Source organism: Ekhidna sp. (assembly GCF_965228795.1).
Taxonomy (GTDB): domain Bacteria; phylum Bacteroidota; class Bacteroidia; order Cytophagales; family Cyclobacteriaceae; genus Ekhidna.
The window spans coordinates 908,710-927,369 of record NZ_OZ245839.1; the positions used below are offsets into that span (position 1 = coordinate 908,710).

16 protein-coding genes are annotated in these 18,660 nt (G+C 42.0%); 8 read left to right on the forward strand and 8 right to left on the reverse strand.

Features of this window, described 5'->3' with window-relative positions:
- Positions 1-11 precede the first annotated feature (11 nt).
- On the reverse strand, positions 12-1,592 hold the full coding sequence (locus ACQK2H_RS04135; RefSeq protein WP_425390207.1) for a peptide chain release factor 3: 1,581 nt from the start codon (positions 1,590-1,592) through the stop codon (positions 12-14).
- Between the two features lie 111 nt (positions 1,593-1,703).
- Between ACQK2H_RS04135 and ACQK2H_RS04140 the strand changes: the two genes are divergently transcribed.
- Both ACQK2H_RS04140 and ACQK2H_RS04145 read left to right on the forward strand, forming a co-directional pair.
- On the forward strand, positions 1,704-3,308 hold the full coding sequence (locus ACQK2H_RS04140) for a class I SAM-dependent methyltransferase (RefSeq protein WP_425390208.1): 1,605 nt from the start codon (positions 1,704-1,706) through the stop codon (positions 3,306-3,308).
- A 4-nt stretch (positions 3,309-3,312) separates the two neighbouring features.
- The gene (locus ACQK2H_RS04145; protein ID WP_425390209.1) at positions 3,313-3,507 is read left to right on the forward strand and encodes a hypothetical protein; all 195 of its coding nucleotides are present in this window, start codon (positions 3,313-3,315) and stop codon (positions 3,505-3,507) included.
- 334 nt (positions 3,508-3,841) lie between these two features.
- On the opposite strand, the gene ACQK2H_RS04150 is transcribed toward ACQK2H_RS04145, so the two are convergent.
- Complete coding sequence (locus ACQK2H_RS04150; protein ID WP_425390210.1) at positions 3,842-3,991, reverse strand: hypothetical protein; 150 nt, start codon at positions 3,989-3,991, stop codon at positions 3,842-3,844.
- 137 nt (positions 3,992-4,128) lie between these two features.
- Here ACQK2H_RS04150 and dnaK point away from each other — a divergent pair, with 137 nt between their 5' ends.
- The 5 genes from dnaK (at position 4,129) to ACQK2H_RS04175 (ending at position 10,471) form a co-directional block, all read left to right on the forward strand.
- On the forward strand, positions 4,129-6,060 hold the full coding sequence (gene dnaK, locus ACQK2H_RS04155) for a molecular chaperone DnaK (RefSeq protein ID WP_425390211.1): 1,932 nt from the start codon (positions 4,129-4,131) through the stop codon (positions 6,058-6,060).
- Positions 6,061-6,586: 526 nt separating this feature from the next.
- On the forward strand, positions 6,587-6,745 hold the full coding sequence (locus ACQK2H_RS04160) for a hypothetical protein (protein WP_425390212.1): 159 nt from the start codon (positions 6,587-6,589) through the stop codon (positions 6,743-6,745).
- A 606-nt stretch (positions 6,746-7,351) separates the two neighbouring features.
- Positions 7,352-7,870, forward strand: a complete 519-nt coding sequence (locus ACQK2H_RS04165) for a hypothetical protein (protein ID WP_425390213.1) — start codon at positions 7,352-7,354, stop codon at positions 7,868-7,870.
- Between the two features lie 19 nt (positions 7,871-7,889).
- Positions 7,890-9,254 carry an amidohydrolase family protein gene (locus tag ACQK2H_RS04170; RefSeq protein WP_425390214.1) on the forward strand — a complete coding sequence of 455 codons (1,365 nt, stop codon included), beginning with the start codon at positions 7,890-7,892 and terminating at the stop codon, positions 9,252-9,254.
- 104 nt (positions 9,255-9,358) lie between these two features.
- Positions 9,359-10,471: a THUMP domain-containing class I SAM-dependent RNA methyltransferase gene (locus tag ACQK2H_RS04175; protein WP_425390215.1), complete on the forward strand. Its 1,113-nt coding sequence runs from the start codon at positions 9,359-9,361 to the stop codon at positions 10,469-10,471.
- Positions 10,472-10,542: 71 nt separating this feature from the next.
- On the opposite strand, the gene ACQK2H_RS04180 is transcribed toward ACQK2H_RS04175, so the two are convergent.
- The 4 genes from ACQK2H_RS04180 to ACQK2H_RS04195 form a co-directional block, all read right to left on the reverse strand.
- The gene (locus ACQK2H_RS04180; protein WP_425390216.1) at positions 10,543-11,037 is read right to left on the reverse strand and encodes a SixA phosphatase family protein; all 495 of its coding nucleotides are present in this window, start codon (positions 11,035-11,037) and stop codon (positions 10,543-10,545) included.
- Between the two features lie 89 nt (positions 11,038-11,126).
- Entirely contained in the window at positions 11,127-13,571 is a 2,445-nt protein-coding gene (locus ACQK2H_RS04185) for a zinc-dependent metalloprotease (RefSeq protein ID WP_425390217.1), read from the reverse strand.
- Positions 13,572-13,795: 224 nt separating this feature from the next.
- Positions 13,796-15,913, reverse strand: a complete 2,118-nt coding sequence (locus ACQK2H_RS04190) for a M3 family metallopeptidase (protein WP_425390218.1) — start codon at positions 15,911-15,913, stop codon at positions 13,796-13,798.
- A gap of 46 nt (positions 15,914-15,959) precedes the next feature.
- Positions 15,960-16,562 (reverse strand): trimeric intracellular cation channel family protein, encoded by a 603-nt coding sequence (locus tag ACQK2H_RS04195; protein WP_425390219.1) that lies wholly within the window; start codon positions 16,560-16,562, stop codon positions 15,960-15,962.
- Between the two features lie 98 nt (positions 16,563-16,660).
- On the opposite strand from ACQK2H_RS04195, the gene ACQK2H_RS04200 reads away from it, so the two are divergent.
- A complete protein-coding gene (locus tag ACQK2H_RS04200; protein ID WP_425390220.1) occupies positions 16,661-17,251 on the forward strand; it encodes a hypothetical protein in 591 nt (196 codons plus the stop codon).
- Here the strand turns inward: ACQK2H_RS04200 and ACQK2H_RS04205 are convergent.
- Both ACQK2H_RS04205 and ACQK2H_RS04210 read right to left on the reverse strand, forming a co-directional pair.
- A complete protein-coding gene (locus ACQK2H_RS04205) occupies positions 17,232-17,549 on the reverse strand; it encodes a VOC family protein (RefSeq protein WP_425390221.1) in 318 nt (105 codons plus the stop codon). The genes ACQK2H_RS04200 and ACQK2H_RS04205 overlap by 20 nt on opposite strands.
- A gap of 57 nt (positions 17,550-17,606) precedes the next feature.
- Positions 17,607-18,476 carry a DUF5694 domain-containing protein gene (locus tag ACQK2H_RS04210; RefSeq protein ID WP_425390222.1) on the reverse strand — a complete coding sequence of 290 codons (870 nt, stop codon included), beginning with the start codon at positions 18,474-18,476 and terminating at the stop codon, positions 17,607-17,609.
- Positions 18,477-18,660: the final 184 nt, after the last annotated feature.

The window sequence follows — 18,660 nt, forward strand, 5'->3', positions numbered from 1 at the left end:
CGACGCGCTTGTTAAAATTCACTGATAAAATGGAAGTCAATATCAGGAAAGTTATCCTCTACCATCTGTAACCATGCCTTAGATTCTGCCATGAAGACCAGCTTACCTTCTTTGTCTTTGGCAATATGCCGCTGCTTGTCTTTGATAAATGCATCTAGTTTGCCCGGTTCTTTCGAGCTGATCCAGCACGCTTTGTAAATATTGACAGGCTCAAACTTTGCGTTGGCGCCATATTCATTCAAAAGTCTGTGTTGCAGTACTTCAAATTGAAGTGCACCAACCGTTCCCACCACTTTTCTGGAGCCCAGCTCAAACGTGAAAAGCTGCGCGAGACCTTCATCCATTAGTTGGTTCAGCCCTTTATCCAGCTGTTTGGACTTCATCGCATCCATATTGATCACCTCTCGGAACATTTCCGGAGAGAATGACGGAATGCCTTTATAGAATCCTTTCTCTCCTTCGCTCAGGGTATCTCCGATCTTTAGGTTTCCTGTATCATAAAGTCCTACGATATCACCTGGAAATGCTTCTTCCACCGTTTCTTTTTGCTGAGCCATGAAAGCAGTTGCATTTGAAAAGCGAATTTTTTTGTCGTCTCTTACATGATAGTAATTGCTGCCACGTTCAAACTTTCCTGAACACACCCTAACGAATGCAATTCGGTTTCGGTGTTTCGGATCCATGTTTGCGTGGATCTTAAAAATGAATCCGGAGAATTTTTTCTCAGAAGGCTTAATCTCCCGTTCTTCCGTTTCTCTTGGTTTTGGTGGAGGAGCGATTTGTGTAAAGCAATCCAGGAGCTCAAGAACCCCGAAATTATTCACCGCACTTCCAAAGAAAACAGGTGCCACCTCGCCGCTTAAATAGGTTTTTTCATCAAACTCGTCGTACACTCCATTTACCAACTCAATTTCTTCACGAAGCTCTTTCACCAATGATTCCGGCAAATGCTTGTCCAATTCCGGATCATCCACTCCCTTGATGTTCACTACATCATCTACACGTTTTTGCTTGTTGGGCTCGTATAGATTGACATTGTTTTCATAAATATTATAAACACCACGAAGCGTTTTACCCATACCAATCGGCCAGCTCATGGGGCGAACTTTGATGTCTAGTTTTTCTTCAATTTCATCGAGTAGCGTAAAAGCATCTTGTCCTTCTCGATCCAGCTTGTTGATGAAGCAGATTACAGGAGTGTTTCGCATACGGCAGACCTCCATCAGCTTCTCTGTCTGCTCCTCTACGCCTTTCACACAGTCGATCACCATGATTACACTATCTACGGCGGTTAGGGTACGGTACGTGTCTTCTGCAAAGTCTTTGTGACCCGGAGTATCCAGAATATTGATTTTCAGGTCTTTGTACTCGAATCCCATTACGGAAGTGGCCACTGAGATACCTCTTTGTTTCTCAATGTCCATCCAGTCGGAACGGGTACCCATGTCTATTTTGTTAGACTTCACAGCTCCTGCGGTTTGGATGGCACCTCCAAAGAGTAGCAATTTCTCCGTGAGGGTTGTTTTACCTGCATCGGGGTGGGCGATGATTCCGAAAGTCCTGCGTCTGCCTATTTCCTGCTCCAGCGTCATAATGATCAAATTGAGGCGCAAAATTAGGCAATAGGCAGGAGCATGTCACGAGGGATAAAAAGAATCATTGCTAAGAAGGATAATTAAGATAATTTTCAGGCCACTAACACTATGGATTCAATTAAGAAAAGGAACGCAACATATCGAAGTGAGCTTTTCCGGCATCTGGATGGAATCGCCATTGCGCCGGTTGCCTATGAGCTTTACCAGAAAGGAGTTTTTAACCCAATTGTTAAAGCGTCGAGTATCGATCTTAAGGAGCTAAGCGATCTTTTTAAGGCCAATCAAGGATATTTAAATGTAGCTCTTCGGCTGATCGCTTGTCAGGGATGGTTGGAATATCAGGTAGATAACGCAACTCAGAAGGTCACTATTTCTACAAATGAAAAGAGTGAAAAAGCGTTTGCTAACCTATTATATTTCAAAGATGTGGTAGAGTTGATGAAGCTTTCTGCTCAGTACCACCCTCGCAAGTTCGAGAAAGAACCATTTGAAGTATGGAATCGGATAGCGAAGAAATTCATGAATGGCTACTTCCCCCTTTCGGATGATAAAATTGAAAAAGAAGTTCAGGGACAAATATTAAAGCACATTGAGGGTGTTTTGGTGGGACCAAGTACCGTTCAATTAGGAATGGGTGGAATGTTTCATAAATACTTTATGGAAATGTCCTTTAGTCCGGCAGAATATCACCAGGATCCGGAGAGCTTTGAGCAAATCCTCGACTTCTTTACGCACCTGGGTTGGTTTGAAAAGAAAAACACGACCTACAAATTCACAGAGAAAGGGTTATTCTTTGCCAAGCGTTCATCTGCTTATGGGGTAACTGTTTCATACATTCCTACTTTTAGAAATCTGGACGAGCTAATTTTTGGAAATCCAGAGATTTTGAAGGTTTCGGAGGGTGAGAAAGAAAAAGGCGTGGATCGAGAGATGAATGTGTGGGGGAGCGGTGGGGCACATATTGCATACTTTGAGAAAGTGGATGATATCATCATCGACTTGTTCAACAAACCCATTGATGAGCAGCCAAAAGGTATTTTGGATATGGGATGTGGAAATGGAGCGTTTCTCATCCACATTTTTGATGTAGTATATCATAAAACGAAAAGAGGAGAGATGCTTGATGAGTATCCGTTGTTCCTGGTAGGTGCCGATTACAATGAGGCAGCTCTAAAGGTCACTCGAGAAAATTTGATCAATGCGGATGTATGGGCAAAAGTGATTTGGGGAGATATTGGAAATCCGGAAAGGCTGGCCCATGACCTTAAAGAAAACTATGAGATGGATCTTTCCAACCTCTTGAATGTTCGAACTTTCCTTGATCACAACAGAATGTGGGAGGACACTGATGAGCAAATCTCAGAAACCAGTATATCCACTGGAGCCTTCGCTTCAAAAGGCCGACTACTTAGCAATGATGATGTTGAGGCCAATTTGAAGGCTCACTTTAATAAATGGAAACCCTACATTGATAAGTTTGGGTTGATCGTAATTGAGCTGCATGGATTAGATCCTAAGCTCACAGCTGCTAATCTTGGGAAAACAGCCAGTTCCGCGTATGAAGCGACTCATGGATTTTCAGATCAATACATACTTGAGGTAGACAGTTTTGATAAAGTGATCAGGGAGGTCGGCCTGACTATTGATCTTGATCACCGAACCAAGTTTCCAAACTCTGAACTGGCTACTGTAAGCATAAATTATTTAAAATAGCATCATGAGAAAATCATTCAGATACGTTCTTTATATTATGGTAGGCTTCCTAATTTATCAGGTCATAGATTCTGGAGAATCAGGCTTTACTCATCAGGAGGTTAAAAACACACTCGTGATTGCGATGATTACTGTGTTTGTATTACTACTGATTGTTCGGGTGATTAAGAGTAGATATGATGATAGAGGTAAAGAATGATAAATTAACTCTAACATCCCCCTAACCCCCTTCAAAGGGGGAGCTTCCTGTTTTTATTCTCATTTTACACTTAAATTGTGTAAACCTATTTCAGGACAAGACATTCAGTTCTAGTTTAATAAGGAGAATGTCCCCTTGAGGGGACGACAGGGGTGTTGATTTTGATCTTGCTTGGTTTCGCAGAAAAGAGATTCCCAAGTCTTGTTCGTGTCTCACTTCCGTCGGAGGATCGGACTGGCGCAAGGGAATAGCATAACATTTCTGGGATGAGATTGCTTCACCTTCGTTCCTCAGGTTCGCAATGACGATAAAAAATGTGACTCGAAGAGAATCCCTATCCACCTAGACGGGATGGAAGGCGGCACAACGTAAGCCGTACAGCCCGAATATCCGTTGATGTGAAAAGCTGCCAGTTCTCTCCTAACATCCCCCTCCAATCCCTCAATCCAACCTCACCCTCCTTCAAAGGGAGAATTGATGCCATTAATGCACCATTTTGGCAAAAAATAATAAAAGGCCACTATGTGGTCCTGCCAATGTGTCACGATTTTTCCTTTGGCACATCCATTGATTAATAGAAAGCGAAACTTGAATTAAACGAATAAGAAATAAATCATAGACATGGGAAAAATCATAGGTATCGACTTAGGAACTACCAACTCTTGCGTCTCTGTGATGGAGGGTAATGAGCCGGTGGTGATCCAGAACAGTGAAGGTAGAAGAACAACACCATCAATCGTGGCATTCCTCGAAGATGGCAAAGGCGAAAGAAAAGTAGGTGATGCAGCCAAGAGACAGGCGATCACCAACCCACAGAATACAGTAAGCTCCGTGAAGCGATTCATGGGTAAGAAATATTCAGAGGTAAAAGAAGAAATGAAGAATGTGTCTTACGGCCTGGAGTCAGGAAGTAACGACACAGTGCGAGTGAAAATTGGTGACAGAAAGTATACGCCGCAGGAAATTTCTGCGATGATCTTGCAGAAAATGAAATCTACTGCTGAGGACTTCTTGGGTCAAGAAGTGAAAGAGGCGGTAATTACAGTTCCTGCATACTTCAATGACTCTGAGCGTCAAGCGACAAAAGAAGCCGGACAGATTGCGGGTCTTGATGTGAAAAGAATCATCAACGAGCCAACAGCCGCGGCTTTGGCTTATGGTCTTGACAAGAAAGATCAGGATATGAAGATCGCGGTGTACGATCTTGGTGGTGGTACATTCGATATTTCAATCCTTGAGCTTGGTGACGGTGTATTCGAAGTGAAGTCTACCAATGGTGATGTTCACCTTGGTGGTGACGACTTTGATTCAGTAATCATCAACTGGTTGGCAGATGAATTCAAAAACGATGAAGGCATTGATCTAAGAAAAGATCCAATGGCGCTTCAACGATTGAAAGAGGCTGCTGAGAAAGCAAAAATCGAGCTTTCAAGCTCTTCTGAAACAGAGGTGAACTTGCCGTATATCATGCCAGTAGATGGTGTGCCTAAGCACCTTGTAAGAAAATTAACTCGATCTAAGTTTGAGCAGCTTGCTGATGACTTGATCAAGCGATCTATGAAGCCGGTAGAGGCAGCTCTGAAAGATGCTGGCCTATCTACTTCAGATATTGACGAAGTGATCTTGGTTGGTGGTTCTACCCGAATCCCAATCATCCAGCAAGAAGTTGAGAAGTTCTTCGGTAAGAAGCCTTCTAAAGGTGTGAACCCTGATGAGGTGGTAGCGATTGGTGCTGCGATCCAGGGTGGTGTGCTAACCGGAGAGGTGAAAGATGTATTGCTTCTTGATGTGACTCCACTTTCTCTTGGTATCGAAACCATGGGCGGTGTAGCTACGAAATTGATAGAGGCGAATACAACCATTCCAACGAAAAAATCTGAGACGTTCTCAACTGCAGCGGACAACCAGCCATCTGTTGAGATTCACATTACACAAGGTGAGCGACCAATGGCGAAAGACAACAAGTCACTTGGTAAGTTCCACCTGGATGGCATTCCGCCAGCACCACGTGGTGTTCCTCAGATCGAAGTAACCTTCGATATTGATGCGAATGGTATCCTGAATGTGAGCGCGAAAGACAAAGGCACTGGTAAAGAGCAGAACATCCGAATCGAGGCATCATCCGGCTTGACCGATGAGGAAATCGAAAAGATGAAGCAGGAGGCTGAGGCAAATGCCGAAGCGGATAAGCAAGCGAAGGAGCAAGTTGAGAAAATCAACCAGGCTGACTCGCTGATCTTCCAGACGGAGAAGCAGTTGAAAGAGTTTGGTGATAAACTTTCTGATGGCAATAAAACAGCTATCGAGGGTGGCTTGACCAAGTTGAAAGAAGCACATGGTAAGCAAGACCTTGCTGCAATTGACGCAGCGATGGAAGAGCTGAACAACGTATGGCAAAATGCTTCACAGGAGATGTACCAAGCACAGCAGGAAGCTGGTGGAGCTGACGCTGGTGCAGCAGGTGCGGATGCGAATGCAGGTGCTGCTGAAAATGGTTCTGCAGACGATGTGTCTGACGTAGAATTCGAAGAGGTAGAAGAGGAGAAGAAGTAGCTGTTGGCTATATTAGCCTTTAGCAGTTAGCTTTTGGCTCTGATTTTACCCTGGATATAGATTATACCCTTGGCGGTTACCGTCAAGGGTTTTATATTTTTACAGCTTATGGATTGGTTTAAACTCCTAATCGGTATAGCATTTATTCTATTCGGAATTATCCTATTAATTATTGAGATAAGGGATGGGGGCTATAAAAAATTCAAGAATTGGGGTGATATAATGCTATTATTTGGTGGGATATTCAGCCTAATTGGAGGCATGTTTTATATTCTAGAATCATTTTAGCACATTCTGTTTCTTCGCATTTTTTCCACTCGATGAAAAAACGCTAGCAAAAAAATCTCGCCAAAATCAATCCAGCTTACCCACTTGGCCTTCACGTGATTTTGGCAGTTCGCCGTTCCGGCGATTGAGATGGCCAGAAAGACTTGCTACTTATTACTTACATCTCGTAACTAGTTGGGGTAGGGTAAAAAGCAGGCTAACCGTTTGAATAGTGTAATCACTTAAAAAGAATTGCGCTATGAAAATTTACTTATGGTATGACGAAATGAAAAGAAGATACGTGACCGGGCGATCTAGTGAGTTTGCACTTTCGTATGACGATGTTTTGTATTCGTTTGATGATAGCCAGCTCTCGCTCTCGCAAAAGATTTTGAATAACCTCAATAGGGTCAGATAATTTGTTTTCTAATATTTAGGTAGTGATAGACCCTCTTCGAGCGATCGGGGAGGGTTTTTGCTTTGAGTGATAGACTTCCGAGGTGTTTTAAACCTCGGAAGTCTTCTTTAATTAATGGGATGCTTCGTTCCTCAGCATGACACCACAGAATCATTCCTGAGCAAGGTAAAGGATCTTTGAGAGAGTTTCTCTTCTATCGCTCAAGCCGCTGGGCTCCTCATTTTTGCCTTGATGCAAAAACGAGGCAAAAAGATCAAACGGTCCGCCGCTGCGGTCAAAATCAAATCCCGGCCATCCTCACACCCCAACCCCGTGATTTTGACAGTTCGCCGTTCCGGCGATTGGGAGGGCCTTAAATCATGAGCGTTAAGAAAAATTGAATTGTAGATTCACAAGATGCAAAACCACTGCTTGAGCGCAGCGAGGTTTGGTTTTGCTTACCTGATTGATTCAATTTTTTAGTGAAGGGTTTCCAGCCTTGATTTTTGGCTACTTTTTATCAAGAAAAAGTAGAGGAGTATAAGGTCTTTCGCAGCGCTCAAGATGAGATCAAATGAATAAGAGTTTGAGCATTCAGTCTTGTTCTACCCTCAAACTCAAAAACCTATGAAACTGATATTCACCTATCTCCTTTTTTCTATTTGTTTCAACCTTCAGGCACAATCGGACGAATTCAGTAAGATGGATTTTCTGATTGGGGATTGGACGTACGAGGCTAAATCACTCACTCCAGATGGTTCTTTCGTGGAGCAGAAGTTTTTTACTAAATGTTCATACCTCTTTAATGAATCGGCTCACAAAGATGATTTTTATTATACCGATCCAAATGGCAATCTGATTTGCTATGGAACAACCATTCGAACCTATGATGAACAAACAAAACAATGGCGGATGATGTGGATTGAAAGCAATCTGGCCATCAGCACGAGCATGACCGGAGAGTTTCGTGATGGGAAATTCTACTTTGATGGGAAAGGAAAAGACCAACGTGGAGAGTACCTGGAAAAGATTACTTTCTATGACATCTCCGATGATCAGTACAAATGGAAAATGGACCGATCATATGATGGAGGTAAAACCTGGATGAAGAACTACTTTAGTTATACGGCTATAAAGGTTAAGTAAAATGAGGTAAATTGGTTTTATGAAAACCTCACTTACCTGCTTCCTTTTGGTGTTTATTCTAGTCAGTTGTATTAAAAATCAAGACTTTGAACCCTATGACCTCATCATCACAAACGTCAACCTGATAGACGGAACAGGTGCGCATTTAGTTGAGGGAGCTAATGTCTACATCAACGATCGAATAATCACTAAAATTGATTCTGGAGTAATCATTGGGGAAGGTGACGAAATCGATGGCACTGGTAAATACCTCATTCCTGGTTTATTTGATTGTCATGTACACACGACAGACTTCAATAGGGACTTTCCGAAATTGATGCATTATGGCGTGACCTCTGTATTTATACCAGGTGGAAGTACCTGTACGAATGAATACTATGCAGAAATGCGAGCCAGAGGGAATCAGGATTCGATTTCTGCACCACGTGTTTTTCATACCAGCCAGCACTTTACAATAGAAGGAAGGCATCCTGTCAGGACATATGTGAGTAGTAATTGGCGCGAAGGTGAAACCGTCTTTTTTCTGAAGGACACTGCTCAAATATCTAAGCTGGTAAAGCAGGTTTCTGAATATCCGATACTCGGAATAAAAATCACTATTGAAGATGGTCCTGCTCCTCCGTTTGTGGAACGAATCCCGCAAGAGTTCATTGACAAAACCGTGACGGAAGCAAAAAAGTACGATTTGGAGGTTTTTGCGCATGCCAGTGATAATGAGGAGTTCTTGATGGCTGTGAAATCAGGTGCTCAGAACATCATCCATTATGTTGGTATAGACATTGACTGGGGTGACGATGAACATGCAGGAGCTGTGCAAAAATTGCTTGAAAGAGATGCTTCCATTGTCTCAACTCTGATGATTGATAAATCCTTTTTATATCCATTAAATCCACATTGGATGGAGGTAACTGCGCTTAATGAAGTATACCCATCAGATACATTAAAAAAACTATTAACATCCGATGCTATTGCCTTTGCGAAGAGGATGGAAAATCTGACCAAGATGGAGTATGGCCTGGATTCAGTCTCTTTGGATGCTGTTTTCTTGCCGAAAGTAGAAGACATTCAAAGGCTTCTTGATAAAGGTATGAATATGACTCTTGGTACGGATACAGGAAATGATTTTAACTTTTACGGATACAGCTTGCATGAAGAAATGCAGCTTATGCAGATGGGAGGAATTGACCCGATTGATATTTTGAGGATGGGCACTTTGAATGCGGCTAAAATGATGCATGCAGAAGATAGTCTGGGGAGTATTGAAGTAGGAAAACTTGCAGATATGGTTTTGTTGGATGAAAACCCGTTAGCCAATATTAAGAATACACTGGAAATTAATACCGTTTTCAAAAGCGGTCGGATTCAAGAAAGGATTAACAAATAGTTTGCTATTGTTCTCATATCCGTAAGAAATGACAGGTTAAGAATAATTGAAAGGTCTACTTTTGCAGTTCACTCGTAGCTAAAGGCTAGAAACTCGAAACTGCAATGAAACTAACCATCAAGACACTTTTTGGATTTGAAGATATCCTTGCCGAGGAAGTCAAGGCTCTGGGAGGAGAAAAGATTGAAAAAATTACAAGAGGTGTTAAATGTGAAGGCAATCCTGCTTTCTTGTATCGCGCCAACCTTGCGCTTCGGACAGCATTGAAAATATTGGTGCCAATCCATAGTTTTCAAGCGAAAACCGAGAAGCAACTTTATGACAAAATGATGGAGTTTGACTGGTCGATCTTTTTGGATGTGGATCAGACTTTTGCGATTGATACAGTGGTGTTCTCTGAGGTTTTCACCCACTCCAAATACGTGGGCTATAAATCGAAGGATGCAATCGTAGATCAATTTCGAAATAAATACCGAAGACGACCAAATATTGATACAGATAAACCGGATGTACTTTTCAATGTCCATTGTGCAAATGATTTTTTCACGATTTCTATGGATAGTTCGGGAGCACCATTGAATCAGCGAGGCTATCGCGAAGAAGGTCATAGAGCTCCGATGAATGAAGTGCTGGCAGCTGGTATGATTACGCTATCTGGTTGGGACAAGAAATCACCGTTGGTAGACCCGATGTGCGGAAGTGGTACCATTCTGACAGAGGCTGCCATGATTGCCATGAATATGGCGCCCAATCTGAAAAGAAAGGATTTCGGCTTTAGAACCTGGCCGGAGTACAGTCCTATTCTCTTTAATAATGTGAAGAATGAGGAGCAGAATAAAATGCGTAAACCAACCCTGGACATAACAGGGATTGATATTGATGATAGCGCGGTAACGCTTGCAAGAAAAGCTTTAGGAAAGATCGGTTTAAGAAGAGAAGTGAAAATAAAAACGATGGATTTTCGGGATTTCAAACCGATCAATGATCAGGGAACGATCATTACAAATCCACCATATGGAGAGCGTATAGGAGATGATATTTTGGAGTTTTATAAAACGATGGGGGATGCTTTCAAGCAAAACTTTGTTGGGTATGATGCCTGGCTGATCAGCTCAAATAAGCAGGCATTGAAGCAAATTGGCCTCAAAGATTCTGAGCGAATTAAGCTTTATAATGGAAAGCTGGAGTGTGACTTTTGTAAGTATGAGTTGTATTAACCCCCTGTGGTCCCCGCTTCCGCGGACGGCTCAAGGGGACAATTCCTCCCTTGAGGGAGGTAAGGAGGGTGTCAAAACTTCAACCGAACCAACTTCCCCTTACCAACTTCATTCGTCACAATGATGATCAGGTTTGAGTAATCATTATCATCAAATTGTTGGAATTCCTCCTTTCCAAGGAGTGCATTAGCAAGTTTAGGAATGGTGTTAGAATGACCGGAAATAGCTATCGTCCCTCCACTGTGCTTATTTAGAACTTTTTTTAGCCAACTTTCTCCCGCATAAGGATCGTAGGTTTGAACCTCCATTCCTTTGGCTCTCCCAATTGGGGTCAATGTTGCCTCCGTTCGAATAAAGGGTGTGCTATAAAGCGCATCAATTTCCTGACTAGTCAGCAGTGCTGCTAATTCATTGGCTCTTTGTAGTCCGGCCTCACTCAGTGGTGGATTATTTGTCCCATCCAGCGCTTTTTCTGCGTGACGCACAAGGATGAAGGTTGTTTGTTCTTGCGAATATGAAATAATTGCAATCGCAATAAGGAAGGTAGTAATGAGGAGCTTTTTCATGTGCAGAAATTTAACCACAAAGGACTCAAAGAAAAAACCACAGAGAACTCAGAGGTATTCTCTGTTTTCTCTGCGGTTTTAAATATCAATTACTTCGGATTCAAAATTGCATCGATTCGCTTTTGAATATCCTGCAAGTGGAATCGGGACGTTGAATCATTTTGACGAGCCAAACCACTTCTCACATCTCTTTCCAACCGGGTAAGAGTTGCCATAGCGACCGATGGAATATCAGAGTTAGCATATTTTTCTTCCTCCAGATTGACCAATTCACCTAACCTGTCAATATGCTCTTTCTGAAGATTTCTTCGATAGGTATCGATTCGACTCCCATTGTACAACTCACCCCAGATGCCCTGACGCATATCAGTAAAAAATGCTGCCAGTGTATATGCATCGCTACCATTGAGCGCTTCGTTTTCAATCATACGCATCAGCATTTCTTCCATAGTTAAACGATTGAGAATTCTTACCTGAATTCCCCTCATGCGTTCAACTAACCCATCTTGCTGGATTCTACCAAGGATCTCAGCATCTACCAGCCAATTTGGGGTCGCGAACAATTGTTCATTTAAAAACTTAACAGCTCGCTTCTGTTTATCCTTCTCTACATGGGTGTATACAGCTCCATCCTGATCTGCTGTTTTGTAGTATTCGTAAACACCGCCAACATTCGAGACTACATGTCCATTATAGCGATTGAATTGATTAACCACTTGTCCATACAACTCTTCTAACTCTTCGTAATTCTCCCCTTCTTCAGTGGTCCACTCCATCAGTTGATCTAAGATGCGTTTTAGGTTTTTGATACCTAATTCACTTGCAATCATGGAATCATGCCCGATATCTTCTGTCTGAGCAGTGGGATCTACAGGGAGCCTGCGCTGACGACCATAACGGTAAATTGGATCATCGCCTTTCTCTTTAATCCACGCATTGAGGATATCTTCTTCATCATCCGGAGAGTCTACATTTGGAATTGGCTTATAACCATACTGAGTCACCCACAGGTCGTATTCCCCAATTTTGGGGAAGAAGTTTGTGATTCCATCTTCCGGCTGTGCCACATAGTTGAAACGTGCGTAATCCATGATTGATGGAGCCACACCATGTGTGTCAGTGAATGCTTTATCTCTTAATTGATCCACGGTGTAAGCAGGGGAAGATCCCATATTGTGAGGGTAGCCTAAAGTATGACCTACTTCATGCGCAGCTACAAACCGAATGAGCTCACCCATTAGATCATCATCAAACTTGGTGCTTCTAGCTTCAGGATTTACTGCGGCAGTCTGGATGAAATACCAATTACGAAGCAGGTTCATTACATTGTGATACCAAAGAATATCACTTTCAAGGATTTCACCTGTTCGAGGGTCATGAACATGAGGACCTTGCGCATTTTGAATATCTGTGGCTATGTATCGGATCACTGAATATCTCACATCTTCCGGACTCCATTCCGGATCTTCTTCTTTGCTTGGAGGGTCTTTGGCTAATATGGCATTCTTAAAACCAGCTGCTTCAAAAGCTATCTGCCAGTCTTCCACTCCTTGCTTGATGTATTTTCTCCATTTTTCAGGAGTTGCCGGGTCGATGTAATAGACGATAGGCTTAACTGGCTCAACCAATTCACCATTATTAAAAGCTGCCCAATCGCTTGGCTCTAATCTCCATCTGGTGATAAATCTTTGTTGTGCAGCCTTTTGTTCATCGGAGCTGTAGTCGATCTGGCGTAATGAAAAGAATCCAACACGCTCATCATGATATCGTGGCACCATTGGATCGTCGGGTAGCAGAATCATAGACTGATTCATTTCAATGGAAAGCGTCTCAGTAAGTCCGTTTGCCGGGAGCTCATCTCCGCGGTAAGTAAGGATATGTCTTACTTCTACATTTTCCGGGAAGGATTTCACAGAAGTAATGAGCGATCGTGATTTGTCAATTCCTTTGATCTTAAACCGCTTTCTTTCTGAATCCCTAAGTCCTCCGATCATTGGGATGTCGCTTGAGAAAAAATCAGTTACTTTAATAACGTAGGCAGATGAATCATCCTTCATGGTTTCCAGGGAGAATGATTCAATAACCGGCTCGAAATTGTTGTTCTTTACAGATGTGTAGATAGGCTCATTTTCATTAGCCACGTTGTTGTATGATACAGATCGCATAAGGATTTTTCCACCCATTTTCTGAAAACGGATCACCTGCTGTGGACGCGATTTCATACCAGCCCCACCAAAATTTAGTCCCTTTACATGACCGGCTATTCTGGACACGATCAGGATTTCTTTTTCCAATAAATCCGTGGGAATTTCGAAGTAGAAATCATCACCTACCTGATGAGATGTAATTAATCCCTGGTCTGAAATTGCTTCATCCGTAATTACTTCGGAGTAATCTTTCAAACCATTTTTTTTCTTTTTAGGTGCTTCTTGTTCAGTGTCACCTTTTTTCTTCTTTTTCTTTCTCTGTGCTTCAAGATCGGTTGAGAAGCCGATTAGCAATATCACCAAAGAAAACATTAGTACTCTTTTCATACTCTTTCGGGTTTAGTTTTCGAATGCCAACTTAACTATGAACCGAAGGAATTGGATAAGTTTTTACTTGAGCGGTAGGCTTTAACTACTACGAGTACAAGACAATGAGGCCATCTTGAGTGTAATCAATAAAAAAGTCGTCCCACCACTCAAAGTGGAAAGACGACTTACTAAAACTACAGCGTTCTTTGAGTGAAAACTCAGCTTACTCTGCGGTTAAAAGCTTAATTAAACCCTCTTCTTTCAAGGATCGCTTCAAATTTTGGTTCTCTGCCTCTAAAGTTTACATACATTTCCATCGCATCTCGTGTGCCGCCTTTGGAAAGAATGTGTTCTTTGTAGGCATTGGCTGTCTCCTTATCAAAAAGGCCATTTTCTTTAAATGCCCCGAACGCATCAGCATCCATTACCTCAGAATTCAGGTAACTATAGTATCCGGATGAATAACCTTCCGGACTTGAAAATGCATGTCTGAAATATCCGGTTCGATACCTTGGAACGATCGCATCTATCAGTCCGATTTCATCCATTGCCGCTTTCTCAAACGCATCCACATCTCCTTCGATTGGCTCGGTGATTGTATGAAAAGCCATATCCAGGTATGCTGCCGCCATGTATTCTACTGTGGAGAAACCCTGGTTGAACTTGCCGGCATTTTTAATCTTCTCCACCAGCTCTGTAGGCATCACTTCTCCGGTTTCATAATGGAATGCATATAGCTCCAACATCTCTGGTTCAAACAACCAATTTTCCATCACCTGAGATGGGAACTCCACAAAGTCCCTGGGAGTGGAGGTGCCTGAAATGGAAGGATAGGTACATTCTGATAGTAACCCGTGAAGTGCATGTCCAAACTCATGAAACAATGTGCTGGCTTCATCCTGGGATAGTAGGGAAGGCGTATCACCTGTTGGTTTGGTGAAGTTTCCAACATTGGTTACAATAGGAATAACTCTTTCACCTCCCATATTACTTTGGTCACGGAAGGTATTCATCCATGCACCGCCGCGCTTACTTCCTCGGTAAAACCAGTCTGATAGGTAGATGCCGATCAGCTCACCGTCTTCATTCTTCACTGTATAGGTACGCACATCCGGGTGGTATTTTGGGATGTTGGTTTGCTCCTCGAAGGTTAGCCCAAAAAGCTTATTAGCCAACGTGAAAGTACCGTTGATTACATTGTCGACTTTGAGGTATGGGCGGATTTCATTCTCATCCAGGTTATACTTCTCCATTTTGATTTTCTCAGCATAGTACCACCAGTCCCATGGCATTATATTGACTTCTTGACCTTCGTTAAATGCCATTTCAACCATCATGCCTCGCTCTTTTTTAGCAGCTTCGAGTGCGGCAGGCCATACTTTATCAAGAAGATTATACACTTTATCTGGTGTGTCAAGCATACGTTCAGCGAGGATGTAATCGGCCCATGTTTCGTAACCTAGGAGGTTTGCCTTTTCAAGTCTCACATTAGCCAGCTTTCTCGCTAATTCCTTATTATCCAACTCATCATCATTATCGCCTCGCATGATGTAGCCTTTTTTCAGCTGCTTTCTCAAGGTTCGATTGTTAGAATAGGTAATGAATGGGATCATGCTTGGCTTATGAGGAGTAAATAACCAGCCTTCATTATAGCCTCTTTCCTGAGCGGCTTCTCGTGCAGCATTAATGATGTTGTCAGATAGGCCATCAAGATCTGCTTCATTCTCAATCAGCATTTCAAACTTATTGTCTTCTTTCAATACGTTCTCTCCAAATTTGACAGAAAGCGAAGAAAGTTGTTCGTTTAGCTCACGCATTTTTCCCTGCTCTTCCAAACTCAAAGCAGCTCCTGCACGAACAAATCGGGTGTGATAGTTTTCTAAAAGTTTAGCTTGCTCTACCGTAAGGTCTAGCTCTTCACGTTGATCATAAAGGGACTTAACCCTAGCGTAGAAATCACCATTCAGGAAAATATTGTCATTATGAGCGGATAGTTTGGGGCTAATGGCTCTTGAAATTCCTTGTATGGAATCATTGGTATGAGCGGATGATAGATTGAAAAAGACACCTCCCACTTTGGTTAAAAGCTCCCCTGACTTTTCGAATGCCTCTATGGTGTTTTCAAATGTGGGTTCTTCCTCATTGCTGGCAATAGCAGCTACTTCTTCGAGCTGTTGCTGAATGCCATCTTCAAAGGCTTGCATGTAATGCTCATCCTTGATTTGGTCAAAAGGTGGTACGCCATAAGGGGTGTCCCATTCCTGATAGAATGGATTTTCTGTTTGCATATCTGTGTTTTCAGATTGAGTTTGGCAGCTGATTATGAATAATGCAGCCGCCATATAAAGCAATTTTTTCATGGTTTAGTTTTTGGTTGAAGTTTAAATTTAGTGAAAGGGTATGCTCTCAGGAAATATCCGGCAATTGCCATTTGAATTTCACTGCAAAAATTCGAAAAGAGGCAATGAAAAGTACGGTTACAAGAATGTTCCACCCCTGGTCTAGCCCAGCTCGCTGAAGAATGACATAGAGGATGCCGCCACACAGGCAAGTAAGTGCGTAGATTTCCTTTCGGAATATGAGTGGAATTTCATTACAAACAATGTCCCGAAGCACACCACCGAAGACAGCTGATACCATGCCCATCATAATGGCAATGATCGGATGAACACCTAATGTCAGTGCTTTTTGCAAGCCTAATACGGTAAAAACAGCGATTCCCACTGTATCGAACATGAAAAATGTCCTTCTCAATTTCAACACTACTTTTCCAAAAAGTAAAGAGATCAAAATTCCGGAACCGATCATGGCCAGATAGATAAGGTCTTTCATCCAACCGACTGGTGTGCTACCTAGCAGGATATCTCGCATGGTTCCCCCTCCAATAGCAGTGATGAGACCTACTGCTGCAATACCAAAGAAATCGAGCTTCTTATCGCGACCAGCAAGAGCCCCTGAGATGGCAAAAACCATTGTTCCGACAATATCGATGAAATAAAGAATAGTCACGGGGCGAATGTAACATGAATGTGTAAATTCTTCCGTTTAAATCGGATGCTACAAACCATAGTTTAGCTTTTTCGTACTTTTTATAAAGTATGACTTTTATGGAGAATAAGAACTGGATTCTGACATCTTCCATTACTGGATGTTTATCACTCGTCTCTTACACTGTAGCTCTAATCATAGATCTCGATGGATTCATTTGGCATCTAAATAGTTTTTCAATCGGCGTTTTGCTGGGTATAGCACTCTATTCATTATCTAAGTCACTCCCAAAAACGGTTCTTTCTGATGTCGGAGGAATACTATCATTAACAGGAGGCATATTTATGTCCTACATGCTGATGTTACAGCATGGTATGGTTGCCATGAACATGGATTATGAAATTGGCGAAAACATGCAGATTTACAATTACATCCAACTATCAACCGATATTGCCTTTGATTTCTTCATTGGTATTGGTCTGATTCTGCTTTGTATCCAAATGATAAAAATGAAAGGGATGATAATGTGGTTGGGTATCATTGGCCTGATTACTCAAGTACTTCAGATATTTTTCAACCTATCCACCTTCCCGATTAACCCCGGTTTAAAAGGCTATTTTGATGTCGGGCCATTAGCTGCCGTTTGGTTATTGATTTTATTTGTCGGTCTCCCATTTTTCATAAAAAGGCTTAATGCTGATCAAGCATGATCTGATTGCCGTCAGGATCAGTTAGGATTAAGTGTTCCGGGCCATCTGTATTCTCCTCCGCCTCTTTAATCAGCTTTATTCCTTTTGCTTTTAGCTCTTTCTGGATACTTCTAACGTCCACTGGGTTGAAGGTCATGATGGATTCTTCGAACATGCCATGGAAAAGTCCAATAACTACACTGTCTGATTTCATGATTCTCCAGGAAGTATTTTCTCCATCTGGGAAGCCATCGTTCATGTGCCCACCATCGATAATTTCAAACCCTAGTTTTTGATAAAAGTCTACGCTTGCTTCCATGTTTTTGACTGGAAGGCTTATTGAAAATTGTCCTAAGTTCATGTTTTTGTTTTTTGACTAAAATAATATTTCTGATGGCTGAATCACTTCAAATTCGGGAGATGCCTCAAACATCTCATCGAGCACCCATTTGTGAGCCATACCGTAAATAATCAGGATTCTTTCATTTTTCGTCTGAGCTAAATTTCTGACATTCGTAAATATCCGACTGTTACGTTGATACCAATGGCCCGTTAAATCCGCACCTACGTACGTGTCGCCATGCCCAAGGTTTACCAACCCGGCAAACCAGAGCTCCTTGTTTCGAGAAATATTGTCAGGAGAATTTAGTAATTCCAGGTATTGATATATGGTCATTTCCATTCGAATGCTGTCTAGATATTGGTTATAAGCAGCATTGGAACTGTCATATTCCTCCATCTTAGCTCTATGACCAATACTGTCTGCATATGCTTCCCAATCGTCCATTTTCAACACAGAACGGGGCTGAATGGGACGATTATCAACGCAATACACGCTGGTAAGACCTTGTGATTTTGCGATACGAAAACCGATTTGGAATGCTTCATTTTCCTCTAGTTTCCACATCCCATCTTTGTAAGATCGATATAAAGAGTCGACCAAACCCTGGTACTTTGGCATCCATTCAATGGCTATTATAGTAGGGTCGAATTCTTGGATAATTCGATTTGTAAAGCTGTCAATTGTCAATTGATTTTCTTTAGAAAGAATTTCGGTTTCAGCATTCCCAACCACGTCACTACCATCTCCGGATTTCTGAAAGTGAAAGGAACCAAGCACCATTACCTGATGATTGTAATATTTTGGGTTTTGTGGGATTTCAAATTCTTGTTTTCTCTCTGGAATACTTGGTGCGCACCCAACCAGGAGAAATTCTATAAGAATGACTAAGGCTACATTTTTCATGTTACTCTATTAAAATTGTTGAAGAAATAATTGAGACCTTCATGCTCAGCTATCACCCCAAATGATATAAACCTTGAGTTCCGATCTCCACCTTTCAAACTAACCTACTTTTTACTTGGAGTTTAATATTTGATTTGTATCAATCTCAACTTGAGACAGTTTCAGTTATCCTGAAACGTAGCGT

Coding starts and splice junctions, on each gene's coding strand:
- ACQK2H_RS04135 (WP_425390207.1), bottom strand. CDS start 1,592: ATGACGCTGGAGCAGGAAATAGGCAGACGCAGGACTTTCGGAATCATC.
- ACQK2H_RS04140 (WP_425390208.1), top strand. CDS start 1,704: ATGGATTCAATTAAGAAAAGGAACGCAACATATCGAAGTGAGCTTTTC.
- ACQK2H_RS04145 (WP_425390209.1), top strand. CDS start 3,313: ATGAGAAAATCATTCAGATACGTTCTTTATATTATGGTAGGCTTCCTA.
- ACQK2H_RS04150 (WP_425390210.1), bottom strand. CDS start 3,991: ATGGCATCAATTCTCCCTTTGAAGGAGGGTGAGGTTGGATTGAGGGAT.
- dnaK (WP_425390211.1), top strand. CDS start 4,129: ATGGGAAAAATCATAGGTATCGACTTAGGAACTACCAACTCTTGCGTC.
- ACQK2H_RS04160 (WP_425390212.1), top strand. CDS start 6,587: ATGAAAATTTACTTATGGTATGACGAAATGAAAAGAAGATACGTGACC.
- ACQK2H_RS04165 (WP_425390213.1), top strand. CDS start 7,352: ATGAAACTGATATTCACCTATCTCCTTTTTTCTATTTGTTTCAACCTT.
- ACQK2H_RS04170 (WP_425390214.1), top strand. CDS start 7,890: ATGAAAACCTCACTTACCTGCTTCCTTTTGGTGTTTATTCTAGTCAGT.
- ACQK2H_RS04175 (WP_425390215.1), top strand. CDS start 9,359: ATGAAACTAACCATCAAGACACTTTTTGGATTTGAAGATATCCTTGCC.
- ACQK2H_RS04180 (WP_425390216.1), bottom strand. CDS start 11,037: ATGAAAAAGCTCCTCATTACTACCTTCCTTATTGCGATTGCAATTATT.
- ACQK2H_RS04185 (WP_425390217.1), bottom strand. CDS start 13,571: ATGAAAAGAGTACTAATGTTTTCTTTGGTGATATTGCTAATCGGCTTC.
- ACQK2H_RS04190 (WP_425390218.1), bottom strand. CDS start 15,913: ATGAAAAAATTGCTTTATATGGCGGCTGCATTATTCATAATCAGCTGC.
- ACQK2H_RS04200 (WP_425390220.1), top strand. CDS start 16,661: ATGGAGAATAAGAACTGGATTCTGACATCTTCCATTACTGGATGTTTA.
- ACQK2H_RS04205 (WP_425390221.1), bottom strand. CDS start 17,549: ATGGAAGCAAGCGTAGACTTTTATCAAAAACTAGGGTTTGAAATTATC.
- ACQK2H_RS04210 (WP_425390222.1), bottom strand. CDS start 18,476: ATGAAAAATGTAGCCTTAGTCATTCTTATAGAATTTCTCCTGGTTGGG.